The sequence below is a fragment of the Qipengyuania sp. B-5 genome, from assembly GCF_056857815.1.
In genome coordinates this window covers 227,140-241,732 of record NZ_JBSXNU010000054.1, presented here as the reverse complement: position 1 = coordinate 241,732, position 14,593 = coordinate 227,140, and the positions used below count along the sequence as shown (strand labels likewise).

19 protein-coding genes are annotated in these 14,593 nt (G+C 64.0%); 8 read left to right on the top strand and 11 right to left on the bottom strand.

All coding sequences use genetic code 11. The features are described from left to right. The coding region (locus tag AC13CE_RS14815; RefSeq protein ID WP_482972887.1) for an OmpA family protein at positions 1-1,017 on the bottom strand (1,017 nt) is incomplete at its 3' end. Positions 1,018-1,217: 200 nt separating this feature from the next. Then, a complete protein-coding gene (locus tag AC13CE_RS14810; protein WP_482972886.1) occupies positions 1,218-1,520 on the bottom strand; it encodes a DUF2793 domain-containing protein in 303 nt (100 codons plus the stop codon). A 73-nt stretch (positions 1,521-1,593) separates the two neighbouring features. Here AC13CE_RS14810 and AC13CE_RS14805 point away from each other — a divergent pair, with 73 nt between their 5' ends. Then, positions 1,594-2,070, top strand: a complete 477-nt coding sequence (locus AC13CE_RS14805) for a hypothetical protein (protein WP_482972885.1) — start codon at positions 1,594-1,596, stop codon at positions 2,068-2,070. A 7-nt stretch (positions 2,071-2,077) separates the two neighbouring features. On the opposite strand, the gene AC13CE_RS14800 is transcribed toward AC13CE_RS14805, so the two are convergent. Together AC13CE_RS14800 and AC13CE_RS14795 are read right to left on the bottom strand one after the other, a co-directional pair. Further along, positions 2,078-3,472, bottom strand: coding sequence for a DNA-packaging protein (locus AC13CE_RS14800; RefSeq protein ID WP_482972892.1), 1,395 nt, complete (start codon positions 3,470-3,472; stop codon positions 2,078-2,080). Beyond that, complete coding sequence (locus tag AC13CE_RS14795; RefSeq protein WP_482972884.1) at positions 3,462-4,031, bottom strand: hypothetical protein; 570 nt, start codon at positions 4,029-4,031, stop codon at positions 3,462-3,464. The genes AC13CE_RS14800 and AC13CE_RS14795 overlap by 11 nt, the downstream gene beginning before the upstream one ends. Before the next feature lie 400 nt (positions 4,032-4,431). On the opposite strand from AC13CE_RS14795, the gene AC13CE_RS14790 reads away from it, so the two are divergent. Continuing rightward, positions 4,432-4,557 carry a hypothetical protein gene (locus AC13CE_RS14790; RefSeq protein WP_482972883.1) on the top strand — a complete coding sequence of 42 codons (126 nt, stop codon included), beginning with the start codon at positions 4,432-4,434 and terminating at the stop codon, positions 4,555-4,557. A gap of 77 nt (positions 4,558-4,634) precedes the next feature. Continuing rightward, the gene (locus AC13CE_RS14785; protein WP_221538299.1) at positions 4,635-5,282 is read left to right on the top strand and encodes a YqaA family protein; all 648 of its coding nucleotides are present in this window, start codon (positions 4,635-4,637) and stop codon (positions 5,280-5,282) included. Here AC13CE_RS14785 and AC13CE_RS14780 read toward each other — a convergent pair. The 3 genes from AC13CE_RS14780 to AC13CE_RS14770 are packed head-to-tail and all read right to left on the bottom strand — an operon-like array spanning position 5,279 to position 6,922. Beyond that, the gene (locus tag AC13CE_RS14780) at positions 5,279-6,073 is read right to left on the bottom strand and encodes a sulfite exporter TauE/SafE family protein (protein WP_482972882.1); all 795 of its coding nucleotides are present in this window, start codon (positions 6,071-6,073) and stop codon (positions 5,279-5,281) included. The genes AC13CE_RS14785 and AC13CE_RS14780 overlap by 4 nt on opposite strands. Before the next feature lie 7 nt (positions 6,074-6,080). After that, positions 6,081-6,590, bottom strand: coding sequence for a rhodanese family protein (locus AC13CE_RS14775; protein WP_482972881.1), 510 nt, complete (start codon positions 6,588-6,590; stop codon positions 6,081-6,083). Further along, complete coding sequence (locus AC13CE_RS14770) at positions 6,587-6,922, bottom strand: ArsR/SmtB family transcription factor (protein WP_482972880.1); 336 nt, start codon at positions 6,920-6,922, stop codon at positions 6,587-6,589. The genes AC13CE_RS14775 and AC13CE_RS14770 overlap by 4 nt, the downstream gene beginning before the upstream one ends. A gap of 60 nt (positions 6,923-6,982) precedes the next feature. On the opposite strand from AC13CE_RS14770, the gene AC13CE_RS14765 reads away from it, so the two are divergent. The 3 genes from AC13CE_RS14765 (at position 6,983) to AC13CE_RS14755 (ending at position 8,596) form a co-directional block, all read left to right on the top strand. Then, on the top strand, positions 6,983-7,876 hold the full coding sequence (locus AC13CE_RS14765; protein WP_482972879.1) for an MBL fold metallo-hydrolase: 894 nt from the start codon (positions 6,983-6,985) through the stop codon (positions 7,874-7,876). Positions 7,877-7,941: 65 nt separating this feature from the next. Then, complete coding sequence (locus tag AC13CE_RS14760) at positions 7,942-8,382, top strand: hypothetical protein (protein ID WP_482972878.1); 441 nt, start codon at positions 7,942-7,944, stop codon at positions 8,380-8,382. Continuing rightward, positions 8,366-8,596, top strand: a complete 231-nt coding sequence (locus tag AC13CE_RS14755) for a helix-turn-helix transcriptional regulator (protein ID WP_482972877.1) — start codon at positions 8,366-8,368, stop codon at positions 8,594-8,596. The genes AC13CE_RS14760 and AC13CE_RS14755 overlap by 17 nt, the downstream gene beginning before the upstream one ends. Here AC13CE_RS14755 and AC13CE_RS14750 read toward each other — a convergent pair. After that, positions 8,593-9,261 carry a Crp/Fnr family transcriptional regulator gene (locus tag AC13CE_RS14750; RefSeq protein ID WP_482972876.1) on the bottom strand — a complete coding sequence of 223 codons (669 nt, stop codon included), beginning with the start codon at positions 9,259-9,261 and terminating at the stop codon, positions 8,593-8,595. The two genes, AC13CE_RS14755 and AC13CE_RS14750, sit on opposite strands and share 4 nt — an antisense overlap. 79 nt (positions 9,262-9,340) lie before the next feature. Between AC13CE_RS14750 and AC13CE_RS14745 the strand changes: the two genes are divergently transcribed. Continuing rightward, entirely contained in the window at positions 9,341-10,192 is an 852-nt protein-coding gene (locus AC13CE_RS14745; protein ID WP_482972875.1) for a sterol desaturase family protein, read from the top strand. A 151-nt stretch (positions 10,193-10,343) separates the two neighbouring features. Continuing rightward, entirely contained in the window at positions 10,344-11,570 is a 1,227-nt protein-coding gene (locus AC13CE_RS14740) for a retropepsin-like aspartic protease (protein WP_482972874.1), read from the top strand. 31 nt (positions 11,571-11,601) lie between these two features. Here the strand turns inward: AC13CE_RS14740 and AC13CE_RS14735 are convergent, their stop codons facing one another. From AC13CE_RS14735 to AC13CE_RS14725, 3 genes are all read right to left on the bottom strand, one after another. Beyond that, entirely contained in the window at positions 11,602-12,033 is a 432-nt protein-coding gene (locus tag AC13CE_RS14735) for an OsmC family protein (protein WP_482972873.1), read from the bottom strand. A gap of 71 nt (positions 12,034-12,104) precedes the next feature. Further along, positions 12,105-12,740, bottom strand: a complete 636-nt coding sequence (locus AC13CE_RS14730) for a hypothetical protein (protein ID WP_482972872.1) — start codon at positions 12,738-12,740, stop codon at positions 12,105-12,107. 137 nt (positions 12,741-12,877) lie between these two features. Further along, positions 12,878-14,521: a hypothetical protein gene (locus AC13CE_RS14725; protein WP_482972871.1), complete on the bottom strand. Its 1,644-nt coding sequence runs from the start codon at positions 14,519-14,521 to the stop codon at positions 12,878-12,880. Between the last annotated feature and the right edge of the window lie 72 nt (positions 14,522-14,593).

The following is a 14,593-nucleotide window of genomic DNA, read 5'->3' as shown; positions in this document are numbered from 1 at the left end:
GGTCGGAACGCGGAGCTGCGTTTCACCGAAGGCTTCGCTGCTGATGCGGCCACCGGGGACACCGCGAGCGGTGAGGTAGTCGCGGACCGAAGCGTTACGACGTTCGGCGAGGCCCATGTTGTACTGCGCCGAACCCGAGGTGTCGGTGTGACCGGCGAGCATGACCGAAGCGGTGCCGCAGTTGGCGTAAGCCGAGACTGCGTTGTCGAGGATGGTCGCTGCTTCTGGCGTGATGTCCGATTCGTCCCAGTTGAAGAAGACGATGTACGGGCCCTGCTCGCAAACCGGAGCCGGCGGCGGCGGAGGCGGCGGGGGCGGCGGAGGCGGCGGGGGCGGCGGAGGCGGCGGGGGCGGAGGAGCGACCGCAGCAGGCGCGCCGAAGTTATAGGTCAGCGTACCCATCAGCGAGTGGGTGCGCCAGCTGTCTTCACGCTCGTCACCGAAGCTGTCGACCAGGCGAACATCTTCGGCAGTGAACATGCGATAACGCAGGCCAACGTCGAGATTGTCGGTCAGCGGAGCGCGAACACCGGCGATGAGCTGCCAAGCCAGATCGCTCGACGAATCGTCGATGAACTGGGTTTGACTTACGCCACCGTCGAGGCTGGTACGTGCAACGCCGATACCACCACCGGCATAACCCTGCAGACCGTCATCGGGTCCGAAGTCGAACATGCCGTTCAGCATGAATGCGAGCGAGTTGGTCGAACCGTCGGCATCGAACGAGCCGACGCTGCCGAGCTGAATGGTGTCGTGATCGGCTTCGCGATAGCTGACTTCTGCTTCCAGACGGAAAGCGCCGAAATCGTAACCGACGTAGCCGCCGCCATCAAAACCGTATTCGTAATCGATGCCGATAGCCGGTGCTCCGGCGCTGTCATCGGTTGCGGTCAGATCCATATCTTCGGCAAGCATCGGGCCGAATTCGCCACCGATGTACCACGAGTTGTCTCTTGCGAGGGCAGGCGATGCTATGGCCGTAGAGGCCATCGCCAATCCTATGACTAGTTTCCGCATTATTTATTTCCCCTTTTTGCGAATTGGAGCCACCGAGTGAAGCTTATCTATCTTTGCCTCATCCCAGTGGCAAGCGGGCATTGGTTGGGAACTGTTGCAAGAATGTCGCAATTCCCTACTGATTTCAGAGATATCCGGGTTGAACTTCCCTCCAGATAACGTGGTGCAAACGCAGCCAGTATGCCCTGGTTCCCAGCCGTTCAGGAAAACATGCCAAAATTTTCCAAAACGATAATCAGATTGGAAATTGCAGCGCGCGCCTGTTCGTCGACATTTGTGCCACCCGAAGGATCGGCGGGAGCGATCAGCCGCTCCCAGCTGTCCGAATAGCGGACGAAGGTTCCGGAAGATATGTCGCGGATCATCATCCCCGCTGCAGGCGCCACGAAAGTCCATTGCTGACCGTCCCAGCCGGCTCTCATTCCGTCCATGCCGAGGAATTCCCCGGCCCTGCTCTCGGCGACGAGGTAGGCCGCCCCGGACACCGGTTCAGTTCCCAACACGGGACTCTCCGATTGCTGTGAAGGCGTTTGCTCGCCTCTGGATTTGCGTTAAACATCGGCCATGCGGGTGGGCGTGGCTTTCTTGACGGTGGTACTATTGCAAGCGTGCGCCAGTCAGGTCGAAGCTCCGCCTCAGGATTGCGAAGTTGCTAGGGCGCAGTTCGACGATTGCTATGACCGTTATTCCTCGACGGGAAGCGACGAGGAGTTCGAAGCCATGTGGTATGCGTGCGTTCCACACTCCGAACCGATGATCATTGAAGGCTCTTGGGCCACGGACTTCGAATGGAACGCGTTTTTCGAAGGACGCGAACCTGCACCTGAGGAAGCATTCCCGGACTATCTTCCGCCGAACCTCGCGTTCAAGAAGGGCGTGGAAGCGCCGCCGGGTTCAAAAACGCATGCGCGTCTCTGGTCACTCAAGTTCGTAGGGCGCAAAGAAACCTGTCGCCTTTTCCCCGAAATCCCGTCGACATTCTTCGTTGAGAAAATATTCGAGAAAAAGTTGATCTGGGAAGTCGAAGGCTATCCTTCCTATTCGTTCGAATAGTCACCATTCAAACCAACGACACCCGCGGCTCCGGCTTCTTCGCCAGCATCAGCTCGCTCAGCGCCCACACCAGCGCATCGGCCCTGTCTGGCGACCGCCCCGGCCCCTCGTAACCTCCGCCCGTCATCAACCCGCACAGCTGGTCCTCCAGCGCGGCGAACAGGCCTGCGTGCTTCACCCGCCCCGCTTCGTAGAGCGCGGCGACGGGCTCGGCGCGCGCCATCTTGCCCCGGCTGGCGTGGACCAGTTTGAGCGGCAGCGAAATGTCGGCGGCGCGCAGTACGCTTTCGACCATTGCGCCGCCCTGGTTGGACTCGGCCACCACGCGGTCGGCGTTCCAGGCGCGGGCAGCCTGCGCCACGGCGCGGGCCCATGTCTCGGGCGTGACGCTCTCCACCGTGCAATCGGCGCGTACATAGGCCTCGCCGTCCGCGCCGAGCATGGCGACCACGATCCCGCAGGCATCGCCCCTGCCATTACCGGCGGATGCGCCGGTAATTCGCCCCGCTGGCGGATCGACCGCCACCACCACGCGCCGCGCGGGCGGGATCGCCCCCTCGTGGCGGCACCGGTCGAGCAGCGTGCGGTTCCACAGCGCGCCTTCGAGCGCGTCGACCATCTCGCCATCGAGTTCCTGCCGCCCGAAGGCGGTGGCTTCGAACTGTTCGATCATGGCGGCGAAATAGTCGGCGGGCAGCACCTCGCGGTTGTCGAGCGTGCGGCCCGTGGCCAGCGCCACCTTGCCCGCCTCCGCTTCGGCCAGGATCTTGCGAATCAGTTCGGTGCGGCGCGGGGTGGTGGTGGCGAGCACGCGCGGGCCGTCCCCCAGCCGCATGGTCAGCTGCAAATTGTTCCACGCCGCCATGGCACGCTGGCTGGAATTGTCCCATTTGGCGATCTCGTCGCACCACGCATGGCTGTGCTGCGGCCCGCGCAGCATCTCGGGCTCGCCTGCCGAATAGAGCCAGGCGATCGCGCCGTTTTCCCACGTCAGCCGGCGCAGCGAAGGTTCGTACACCGGGGCCAGCGCGCCGGGTGCGGCGGCGACCACGCCGCTGTCGCCCTCGACCATCACGTTGCGCACCTCGGCAAGGTTCGCCCCGACCAGCGCGATCCGCCCCGCCGGGTTCGCCCGGGCCACGCCGCGCACCCATTCGGCGCCCGCACGCGTCTTGCCGAAGCCGCGCCCGGCACAGATCAGCCAGGTGCGCCAGGGGCTTTTCCGGTTCTCGGGCGGGGGAAGCTGCGCATCGCGCGCCCAGCCTTCCCAGTAATAGCTGCCCAGCGCGGCAAGTTCGTGCGGGGCAAGCTGGCGGGCCAGTTCCTCGCGTTCTGCATCGGCCTCGGGGCCGGGGCGCCGCAGCCAGCTTCCGCGAGAGGGGACTCGCGGTTCATGCGTCATGGGGACCGGACGCCTTCTTCGCCTGCGCCGATCTGGCCTGCCGTGCCTTGCGGACCGCGGCATCGCTCTGTTTCGCATGGGCGCGCATGGCATCGATCTTGGCATTGATCGTGGCGATGGTGGTGACCTCTTCGGCCAGCCTGCGCCGCGCCTTTTCGCGGGCGACATTCTCGCCGTGCGCGGTCAGGCAGCGCAGCGCGGTGGCGGTGTCGAATTTCTGGCTGTCCGCGCTCTCGCCGCTGCGCAGGCGGTGGAGCAGCTCCATCTCCAGATTGTCGTACCCTTCCGCCAGCGCGGCATACCACCGGCGCGCGAAATCGGGATCCTCGCGGCGCAGGCGGTACACCCGGCCCAGACCGACCTCGGCCGCCTCGGCTGCCGCCGCGACATTGGAAGTTCGCGCCAGCTCCTCGAGAAATCGGGTGAGCCGGGAGGCCTGTCGCAGGGCGCGCGGTCCGGCCTTTCTCTTGCGGCGGTCGTCGACCGGCTGGATCTTCTCCCACGCCTTGCGGAAGGGCACGTTCCGGCGGCGGAGGTGATAGGGGGTGGAACTTGCCACGCCCACCTCGCGCGCCGCCGCGCGGACGCCCATCCCGGCGGGCAGGGCGGCGAGGAAGGGTTCGGCCCATGCGGGGGTTTCGTCCTTGTCCTTGCGCCGGTCCTTCCTTCATGTCCTCTGCTCCTTCTGCTGCCGACGGCGGACACGAAAAAGGGCGACGGCCATTTGGCCCCGCCCGTTCGTGATGCACTATCGCGATGTTCCTTATTTGTGCCGGAACAGCGTGATGATGTCAATTAAAAAGTGCCAAGTAGGTTATTAGCTCGATAGCTCCTACCGGCTCGCGCGCATCCCGTCGCGAAACCCGCACCGCCTGGCGAAGCGCGATCCCCCGGACAGCTCCGATGCAGCTTGCGGTGCGTAGATGAGGTAAGTCGCAGCAGAGCAGGGACGCGCCCGCATGGAAACCCGCATGATTCTCGCCTACATAATCATTGCCATAATGGCCGTGGGCATCGGCATCATGATCGCCGCCCTGCGCCGCAAGCGCAGGGAAAGGTACCGCAGGCGAAGCCGCTGGTGGTGAACGGCAAAAAGGGGCTTTCCCCCGTCACCGCGCTCGCCTAACCCCGCGCCCATCGGGACGCGAGGATACCCCCTGACATGATCATGAAGCCGCTGCGCGGGCTCTACGAATGGACGATGGAGAAGAGCTCGCACCCGCACGCCATCTGGTGGCTGGCGTTCTTCAGTTTCGTCGAATCCTCCTTCTTCCCGATCCCGCCGCACCCGCTGCTGGGGCTGATGTGCCTGGCCGAGCCAAAGAAGGCGGTGAAGTTCGCCGCGGTCTGCACCGCCGCCTCGGTCGCGGGCGGATTGCTCGGCTATGCGATCGGCTGGGGGCTTTACGACACGATCGGCGTCTGGCTGATCGGCGCGCTCGGCCTGACCGAGGCCTTCCCCGTCGCCGCCTGCCATTTGCGCGAATATGATTTCGAAGCGATCCTGATTGCGGGCGCCACGCCGGTGCCTTTCAAGCTGCTGACGATCACCGCCGGCTTCATCGGCATGAACCTCGCAACCTTCGTGCTTTCCAGCATCGTGGGCCGCTCGCTGATCTTCATGACGGTGGGAATCCTGTTCCGCGTGTTCGGCGCCCCGATCAAGCGCTTCATCGACAACTATCTCGGAACGGTGACGACCGTTTTCGTGCTGCTGGTGGTCGGCGGCGTGCTGGTCCTCACCCAGCTCGGCGGAGAGGACGAGGAGGGCGGGGTGTGTGCAAATCCCCCGCCGATAGAGGCGCGCTAGGCCAGCTTGGCCACGCCTTCGGCAACGATCCCCACCCCGATCGCGATCACCATCACGGCGAACCCGATCTCGAGCATCCGCTTGCGCCCCGCCAGCCGCTTGCCCGCCATCCGGCCGAGTAGTGTGCCCGCGATTCCGCCTGCCAGCATCCAGCCGATCAGCACCCAGTCGACGAGGCCCGACAGCGCGTAGGATGCCGTCGTGGTCGCGCCCAGCGCTGTGACCACTAGCAGCGAACTGCCGATGGCGAGCGAGATGGGCATGGCGGTCGCGAAGACGAGGCCGGGCACGATCAGGAACCCGCCGCCAATCCCGAAGAAGCCCGCCATCAGCCCCACGCCGAGGCCGGTTGGAATGATCCGGCCGAGCAGGGGGCGCGCGGTTTCGCGGGTCATGCGGACATCGGGGTTCTCGCCGCCGGTGCGCTTTCGCAGCATCAGTGCACCCACCACCACCATCAGCAGGCCGAACAGCGCCAGCAGCTTATCTCCGTCGAAGGCCTTGCCCGCCTCCGCGCCCAGCGCCGCGCCGATGACGCCCGCCAGCGCGAAGGAGGCCGCGCAGGCCCAGCGCACGTTTCCGGCGCGGGCATGCCCGGCAAGGCCGGTCGCCGCATTGAGCGCCACTGCCACTGCCGCCGTGCCGATGGCCATGTGCGGCTGGCCCACGCCGACGAAATAGACCAGCAGTGGCACGGCCAGGATTGACCCGCCGCCGCCCACCAGCGCCAGCACGAAGCCGATCAGCGCGCCCGATAGCAGCGCGGGCAGGACGAATTCGGGAAAGGGCATTGCCCGATCAGGCTGCCGAGCGGTTCCAAGGCATCAGCGCCAGCAGGTTCGCCATGCCGCACCAGCCTGTCACCCCGGCGAACGTCAGCCCTGCGCCGACGAAGGCGGACAGGCCGAACCATGCAGGCGCTACCGCGAAGCCCAGCGCCACGCCCGCCAGCACCAGCAGGCCGGCGGTAATCTGCACCTGCCGCATGATTTCCAGCGGAGCGGACCGGTCTTCTTCAACCGGGAGGCCCGCCGCGCGCCAGGCATCGAGCCCGCCTTCGAGGCAGAAGGCCTCGCCTTCGCGCAATTCGGCCAGCTTTGCCGAATTGGCGCTGGTGCGCATGCCCGAACGGCACAGGAAGACAACCGGCGCTTCGCCGGTGACGGGGCCGAGCGTGTCCAGCGGATGGCTCTCAGCGCCCCGGGCGTGCGAGCGGGCGAATTCGTCCGCGCCGCGAATGTCGATCAGCCGTGCGCCGCGGCGTACCAGCTCGCTGGCATTGACGGGGGAAATGGTCGGCAGGCTCATGTTTCGGGTTCCTCGCAATAAAGATGATGGAGCGTGGCCAGCAGCGTTTCGCAGCGCGGATCGGCGATCCGGTACCACAGCGACTGGGCCTCGCGCCGGAAAGCCACCAGTTCTTCCGCCCGCAACTTCGCCAGATGCTGCGACAGCGCCGACTGGCCGAGGCCGACCTCTTCGGCGAGTTCGCCCACGCGCATCTCGCCATGCTCGGCCAGCTTGCACATGATCATCAGCCGCCGCGTATTGCCGAGTGCCTTGAGCAGCTCGGCCACCGTGCCGGCATTGGCCTCGAACCTGGCGAGGTCCATCGGGGGGAAGTTAGATGTCTTTGCCATTAGCTCTTGCTAAATAAGGTTAAGCTAATATATGTCAAGGGCAAGCGAAAGGAGCTTCTCATGACCACCCCCCTGATCCGCGCCTTCTTCGACGAACCCACCAATACGGTGAGCTATCTCGTATGGGACGCGGCCACCATGCGCGGTGCTGTGATCGATCCCGTGCTCGATTTCGATCTCGCCGTGGGCAAGGCGGACATCCGTTCGGCCGAAGCCATCCTCGATGCAGCGAAGGAAGAAGGCGTCACGCTCGACTGGGTGCTGGAAACGCACGCCCATGCCGATCACCTTTCCGCCGCACCCTTCATCAAGGCGAAGACCGGCGCGGCGATCGGTATCGGCGAGGATATTCGCAAGGTGCAGAAGATCTTCCGTCCGGTTTTCGGGCTCGACGATCTGAAGACCGACGGTTCGGATTTCGACCATTTGTTTGCCGATGGCGAACGCTTCCGGATCGGCGAGATGGAAGTCGAGGTATTGCACGTGCCCGGCCACACCCCGGCCGATGTTGCCTATCACATCGGCGATGCGGTCTTCGTGGGCGATACGCTTTTCATGCCCGACTATGGCACCGCTCGGGCAGACTTCCCCGGCGGCGATGCGCGCCAGCTCTATCAATCGATCCGCCGCCTGCTCGAACTGCCCGGGGAGACCCGTCTGTTCCTATGCCACGACTACAAGGCGCCGGGCCGCGACACCTACGCTTGGGAAACCACGGTGGACGAACAGCGCCGCAATAGCGTCCACGTCCATGACGGCATCAGCGAGGACGAATTCGTCGCCATGCGCGAAACGCGCGACGCCGACCTCGCCGTCCCGCGCCTGCTGCTCCCCTCGGTCCAGGTGAACATCCGCGCGGGCAAGTTCCCGGAAGCGGAGGAGAACGGCATCTCCTATCTGCGCATTCCCGTAAAGCCGGTGCGCGAGGCCGTGGAGCCGAACCCCCCGTCTTGACATCCGAGTAACCCGCAGGTTACATGTAACCCATGAGTTACTAAGATCATGTGGAGGAACACGAGATGGCCGATGATTTCGAACGGGCGGAACAGTTCGCACGGGGGCGGGCGCTGATGGCGCCTTTCCTCGGCCTGTTGGTCCTCACCATGCAACAGGGGACGTTCTATGCCTGGGACTGGGGCAGCGATTCGCTGGTCCAGATCTTCGTCTGGCTGGCTTTTGCGCTGCTCATGCTGGCGCTGCTGCTAACCGGCGGCGGCTGGTTCCTGCCGCGGCGCGCGCGCGAACTTGCCAATGACGAGGTGACGAGGGCCAACCGCCAGCGCGGCATAACGGTAGGCTTCGTGACCGCAATGATCACCGGCTTCCTCGTCTGGGCGATCTCGCCTTTCGAACCGCTCCATGCGCAGCGCGCGGCCAACATCATCGTCAGCATGGGCCTGGGCTGCGCCTTCGTGGCCTATGGCATGGCCGAAGTGGCGACCCATGCCGGAGACGCTTGAGAACCGAATCCGCCATTTCCGCGAAGCGCGCGGCTGGACGCAGGCGCAGCTTGCCGAGGCGATGGGCGTCAGCCGCAAAACGGTGAACACGGTGGAAAACGGCGTGTTCTCGCCATCGCTCATAGTCGCCCTGAAATTCGCAGCCGCGCTGGGCCAGCCGGTCGAAAGCCTGTTTAGCCTGACCGTGGAGGGCGGCGAGGAGTCTTGGGACTAGCGCAAGGCAAAAGCGGCCAATGCGGTCCGGTCGGGCAGCCGGATGCGGCCATAGCCGCGATCGATCAGCCGGTGGCGTTGCAATTCGCGTAGGGCGGCGTTGGCGGTGGCGCGGGTCACGCCGAGGAGGTCTGCCAGTTCCTGCTGGGTGATGGTGACCTCCGCCGCGCCCGCTCCTTCGCCTGCCATCGCGGCGAGCAGCCCGGCCAGCCGCGCCGGGTTGGTACCGTGCCGCAGTCCGGCGAGCAGCGATAACGTATCCTGCAACTGCTCCGACATCGCGCCCAGTAGCGCGCGGCTGGACGCGGGGTAATTGCCCAGCGCATCGAGGAAGGCGCGCGCGCCGATCAACCGCAACCGGCTGGTCCCACGCGCAATGGCATCGACGATCCGCGGCTTGCCCGAAAATACCGCCAGCTCACCATAGGAATCGCCGGGGCCCAGCAGCGCGACCGCACGGAACTCTCCATCGGGCAGGAATTGCCCGACCCGCACGGCCCCGTCCTCGATCAGCCAGAAGCCGTCGGCCGCATCGCCACGCTGCTGGATGATCTGTCCATCGGCAAATTCGCGCAGTTGCGATATACGGACGAGATGCGCCTGCAAGCCGTTATCGAGCGCCGAAAACAGCATCGGCGTGACCAGCGATCGCCGAGTCGCATTCAAATGTAAATTTCTGGACATTCTTGCGCTTCGGTAAAGGTTAGAAGGCAAATCGACAAGTTCGCCTCGGGGAGAGAGAACCATGCCCGCATCGACCATCGCCATCCTTGCCATCTATCTCGGCTTCGCGTTGCTCGAGCTATGGCGCAGCAATCTGTTCGCCAAGCCAGAGCAGACCCGTGACGACGGGATCGTCGAGGCGGCCAGCATTGTCGTGCTGCTCGGCCTGACCCAGCCGGCAATCCTGTTCCTCTCCGCTGCGTTCGCTGGAATGGTCGCGCCGCAATATGCCGGCGCGCTTTCCGATCTGAACGCCTTCGCCGCCATCGCGCTGTTTCTCTTGCTCGATGACATGATGCAATATTGGTGGCACCGCGCGGCACACACCTTCCCGTGGCTCTACAATCTCCATCGGCCGCACCACAACGCGCGCTACATGAGCGTGCGGCTCGTCTACCGGAACAATCTCTTCTACTACATGATGATGCCGGGCATCTGGCTGTCGGGCGTGCTGATCTACCTCGGCCTCGGCTGGGTCTATGCGGGCTATATCGTGGTCAAGCTGGCGGTCATCACCGGCGCGCATTCGGACATCGCCTGGGACCGGCCGCTTTACGCAGTTAAGTGGCTGTCACCGGTGATGTGGCTGGTCGAAAGAACCATTTCGACCCCCGCCACGCACCACGCGCACCATGGCCGCCACGCGAGCGATCCGGCGGTCCATTACAAGGGCAATTACGGAAACCTCCTGTTCTTCTGGGATGTACTGTTCGGCACCGCAAAGATCACACGGACCTATCCCGAAAGTTACGGCGTGGAGAACCTGCCGCCGACCACGTTGGGCCAGCAACTGCTGTGGCCGGTATTCCCGGAGCAAGTAGGGTTGATCGTGGAGGAAGAGTCTGCCGTGATGAGAGAGGCTGAGACTGCATGACTCCAGCGCGCTGAGCGGGGATGGCTGCTAAGGGACGGGGGCGACCTGTCGGGTTTGGCTGTAAATTCCGAAAAGGACCGAGTGGGGCTAAGCCCGGTTCATCCGCAAGTTTCCAATGCCGTGCGGCCTTTTGTCAGAAAGGGACCGGACCATGAAATCATTCGCGGTTGCAATTCTTTTCCCGCTGTCGGCAATGCTCCTGCCGCTGCAAACGCACGCGCAAATTACACCCGAGGCGGCGGCGGTTTTACAAAGACCGATCGCGATCGAGCGGGAAGAAGTGGTCGCGAGAGTGCCCCTCATTCCGCACATGGGCAAGTTCTCGATCAATGCAGCCATGAATGATCTCGAACGCCGCTTTGTTTTCGACACCGGGTTTCCCACCATGATCTCGCGCGAGCTGGCAGCCGAGCTCGATCTGGTAATCATCGGCTCGAACACCGGGCGCGACGCCAACGGACGGGAGGTTACGACCGATATCGGCATCGTCGACAGGTTGACGATCGGCGGCGTGACGTTCCGCTCCGTGCCGGTGCTGGTAAGCGATTTTCGCGCCATCGATCCGGCCGGTTGCTTCATAGACGCAGGCGTGATTGGCTCGGAAATATTCCCCGGCAGTGTCTGGCACATCGATGCAGAACGGCAGATCTTGCAGATCGCGGAACGCCTCGCGGATTTGCCTGAGATTGCAGCGGCGGAAGATACGATCGTCGTCCCGCTGCACGACTTCGGCTATCCGCACGCCCCGGTATTCGATTACGCCATAGGTGAATTTGCCGACAAGGGCCTGTTTGACACCGGCAATTCCGATACCATCGTTCTGTTCGACCAGGTGATGCAGGACGCTCGGGTTGCAAGTGCGATCATTCCTGGCACCGTGCGCGAGGGACGCGGTTCGCATGGCGTGTCAGCCGCTGGCCTGGGAGCCGACACTGACCTGCTGCGCTTCGAGATCGAGGGCATGCGGATGGGAATGACGGAGCTGGGAAGGCACCGCGCAACTACGCGCAACGCCCCTCCCTCTCTAGTTGGGCTCGGCATCCTTGATACGCACGATGTAACGCTCGATTATTCGGAGGCGCGGATAATCCTCCATCCCCGTGAACGGCCCCATACCCCTCCTCCGCATCCGGGCTATGCGCTGATGCAACTCGCCGGGAACGTTCGCGTCGTACAACTTTACCACGGCTCGCTGGCAGAGCGGGCCGGCTTGAAACTGGGAGACAAGGTGGTGGCCATCGACGACCGGACGCTTGCGACCGGCGCATCCAACTGCGAGACGGCGCAGTGGTTGGTGGAAGCGGGCCCGGCCCGGTCGGCGCAGCGGCTGACGGTGCTACGAAACGATCAACCGATCGAGATTCGCCTGGTGGAATAGCAAGATGCGGCTTTCGCAGTCCTAGCTGCTTCTAGCCCTCGAACTTTGTGTCGAGGGTAATCTCTGCCTTGAGCAGCTTGGAGATCGGGCAATTGGCCTTGGCGTCGGCGGCCAGCTCCTCGAACTTGGCCTGATCCATTCCTTCGACCTTGCCCTTGGTGGAAAGCGCCGACCTGGTCACGGTGAAGCCTCCATCCTCCTTTTCCAGCGTCACTTCCGCGCTGGTGGTCACGTGGCCGTCGGTGAAACCGGCTTCGGCTAGCTTGAAGCTCAGCGCCATGGTGAAGCAGCTGGCATGCGCGGCGGCGATCAGTTCTTCCGGATTGGTCCCCGGTGCATCCTCGAAACGGGTGTTGAAGCCGTAAGGCTGGGCGGCGAGTGCGCCCGATCCGGTGGAGACATGGCCCTTGCCGTCCTTGCCGAGGCCCTCATAGGTGGCGCTGCCCGAATTCGTGATCTTCATGAAAAAGCTCCTTTCGGGAATGAGACGTCCCGAAAGGAGCTATGTTCCTTTGCCTGGCGTGCTGGCGGCAATCAATCGTCGCGTTCGCGGCGCCTCTCGCGGCGGCGTTCGCGCCGGTCTTCACGGCGTGCATCGCGTCTCGCGTCGCGGCGATTGTCCCTGCGCGCTTCGCGACGGGCATCGCGAATGGCTTCGCGTCTGGCTTCACGCCTCGCTTCCTGCCGTGCCTGTTGCCTGGCGCGCTGACGAGCCTGCTGGCGGGCTACCTGCCTGGCCTCGCGCCTTGCTTCCTGCCTGGCCTCGCGCCTTGCTTCCTGCCGTGCATCGCGTCGGTATTCGCGGCGATATTCACGCCTGGCATCCCGTCTGGCGTCGCGGCGATATTCGCGCCGTGCTTCGCGGCGTTCCCAGCGGTTCCAGTTGGCGCGGATGCGGCGTTGGTCGCGGATCGCGGCCCTGCGTGCCATCCAGTAACGCTGCTGGCGTGCATTCCAGCGGTGCGCTCGCCGGTCGCGGTCATAAACGTAATAGCCGGTGCCAGGATAATAGTAATCGTCGTACCAGCCATAGTAGCCGTCGTCGTAATATCCGTCATCGTAATAGCCTGCGCTGCCTAATGACAGTCCGCCATATGAACCGATGCTGCAGGCGCCTAGTAATGTGGTTGCCGCTGCGAGGCCAGCTGCCTTCATTATGGATAGGGTCATCCCGAAATCTCCTGAAATATTGGGAACTTTCTAGGAGGACTCCATTGAATGCATTCTGAACTTCGGGTCACGCCCCGTTCAGAAATCAAAATCGAACCCAAGGGCAGGTTTTTCTTTCGATTACTGCCGGATGCGCATTAGATGCCGAAGGCCTTCAGGAAGGCATCGAACAACCCTTCCAGCCCGCCGCGAATGCCTTTCCGGCGGCCCGCATAGGGTGCTTCTTCCAGCACCAGCACGCCCTCTCCGCCTTCTATACGGTCCCGCAGCAGCGGTTCACGGCCGAGGAGATAGGGAACGAAGGTTTCGTTGCGGGCGACCGAATAGGACAGGTCGGCGGAAAAGCCCGCCAGCTGGTCCTGCCCGAAGCGGCGGCCGCTGTCGACCGGCTCCACCCGCACGCCGCGTCCGCCCTTGACGATCAGCCGGGCAGGGCCGTGGAAGACGAGGAAGCGCAATTGCTGGGTCAGCCATGCGTTGAGGCTGAAGAGCCGCCAGTGGCTGGTGATCCGCAACGGCCTATCCTGCGGCTGGACCACTGCGGCCAGCGTGCGCGGCTGAAGCACCATGGCCGCGCCTTGGGGCAGGTCGATGGCGGTGATTTCGGCGAAGGGATCGTCATCGGCGGAGATCACTGTCGTCGTGTCGCTGTCGCGCACGCGGGTCAGCATGGCCATGCCGCTGGCAAGGCTGGCGAGCGGAGCCTTCCAGTCGAGCAGGGCGCGTGTACGCAGTTTCGCATCCGCCGGGCTGGATTGCAGGAAGCCCTGCCGCACCAGCAATTCCTCCCCTGCTCCGAGCCGGACGGGTATCGAGGCGCGCGACTGTTCTTGCGGCGGTTTCACCGCCACGCTGTTCATGCCCGGAACCGAGATTCGGATTGCTTGCCGCCGCTGCGCGATGGGGGCGATGACGTAATAGAGAAGGGTGCGGATCAGATAGGGCAGGAGCAATATACCCAGCAACGCCCATGCGGCGGCGACCAGAACTTCGCGCAGGCTCGTTTCCGACATACCCAGCGTCGTGTCGGGCAGGGCAGCCATGTCCCACTCGCGCGCTTCCTCGTAGGCGCGGCGGGCCTTTGCGAGCTTTTGACTGGCGGCAAGACCTGCGTTTCGCCGGGTCTCGCGGCTTTCTGCCGCATCGCAGCGGCGGTCGCGGGTCGCCTCCAGCACCTCCCGTTCGCGCAGGAAAATCTCGCGCGTGGTCTGATCCAGCATGCTGCGCCGTTCGAACTCTTTCAGATCTTTCTCGGCGCTGTCGCAAAGCCGGTGGGATACCCGCACGGCATTGGCGGTCGGAATTCTCGAATAGCGGTCGAACTCGGCCTCTGCCCTGGTAATGAGCGAGCCGGCAAGCTTGGCCTTCCGAGCGGATTCGAGTGCGTCAATCTCGGCTTGGAGCGCCGCGTCCCGTAATTTCGCACGCTGCAGAGCGAGAATGCGCGAAGGACGGACCGCGTCGAGAAACCCGTTGCTCCCCTCGATCTCGCGCTGCACTTCTTCCTGCTGGCGGTGCGCCCGCACCAGCCGCCGGTCGATTGCCCCCACGGCCATGGCCCGAATATCCGCCTCGCGCTGCGTCAGTTCCAACTGAAGCTGTTCGCGTTCCTGCAAGACAGTCTCGCGGATCTGGGCAACGGACATGGTGTCCTGCCGCAGGCTGTCGCTGCCGAATTGCGGCACGATGCGCGGCCAGGCGAGGATGTAGAAGGCAAACGCAAGGCAGAGGACGAGATAGAGCAGTCCCGTCCGTCCCAGCCATCCGAAAACGGCTCTCATGCCTCCTGCCCGGCTGGCCGGCCCTGTCCTTGCCTATCGGCGATGGAGAGTTCGGCGCGACCCGATGGCATG

Bases quoted from the DNA above. Each gene is read 5' to 3' on its own strand.
- AC13CE_RS14800 (WP_482972892.1), bottom strand. From the start codon at position 3,472: ATGACGCATGAACCGCGAGTCCCCTCTCGCGGAAGCTGGCTGCGGCGC.
- AC13CE_RS14790 (WP_482972883.1), top strand. From the start codon at position 4,432: ATGGAAACCCGCATGATTCTCGCCTACATAATCATTGCCATAATGGCC.
- AC13CE_RS14785 (WP_221538299.1), top strand. From the start codon at position 4,635: ATGATCATGAAGCCGCTGCGCGGGCTCTACGAATGGACGATGGAGAAG.
- AC13CE_RS14780 (WP_482972882.1), bottom strand. From the start codon at position 6,073: ATGCCCTTTCCCGAATTCGTCCTGCCCGCGCTGCTATCGGGCGCGCTG.
- AC13CE_RS14775 (WP_482972881.1), bottom strand. From the start codon at position 6,590: ATGAGCCTGCCGACCATTTCCCCCGTCAATGCCAGCGAGCTGGTACGC.
- AC13CE_RS14770 (WP_482972880.1), bottom strand. From the start codon at position 6,922: ATGGCAAAGACATCTAACTTCCCCCCGATGGACCTCGCCAGGTTCGAG.
- AC13CE_RS14765 (WP_482972879.1), top strand. From the start codon at position 6,983: ATGACCACCCCCCTGATCCGCGCCTTCTTCGACGAACCCACCAATACG.
- AC13CE_RS14760 (WP_482972878.1), top strand. From the start codon at position 7,942: ATGGCCGATGATTTCGAACGGGCGGAACAGTTCGCACGGGGGCGGGCG.
- AC13CE_RS14755 (WP_482972877.1), top strand. From the start codon at position 8,366: ATGCCGGAGACGCTTGAGAACCGAATCCGCCATTTCCGCGAAGCGCGC.
- AC13CE_RS14745 (WP_482972875.1), top strand. From the start codon at position 9,341: ATGCCCGCATCGACCATCGCCATCCTTGCCATCTATCTCGGCTTCGCG.
- AC13CE_RS14740 (WP_482972874.1), top strand. From the start codon at position 10,344: ATGAAATCATTCGCGGTTGCAATTCTTTTCCCGCTGTCGGCAATGCTC.
- AC13CE_RS14735 (WP_482972873.1), bottom strand. From the start codon at position 12,033: ATGAAGATCACGAATTCGGGCAGCGCCACCTATGAGGGCCTCGGCAAG.
- AC13CE_RS14730 (WP_482972872.1), bottom strand. From the start codon at position 12,740: ATGACCCTATCCATAATGAAGGCAGCTGGCCTCGCAGCGGCAACCACA.
- AC13CE_RS14725 (WP_482972871.1), bottom strand. From the start codon at position 14,521: ATGAGAGCCGTTTTCGGATGGCTGGGACGGACGGGACTGCTCTATCTC.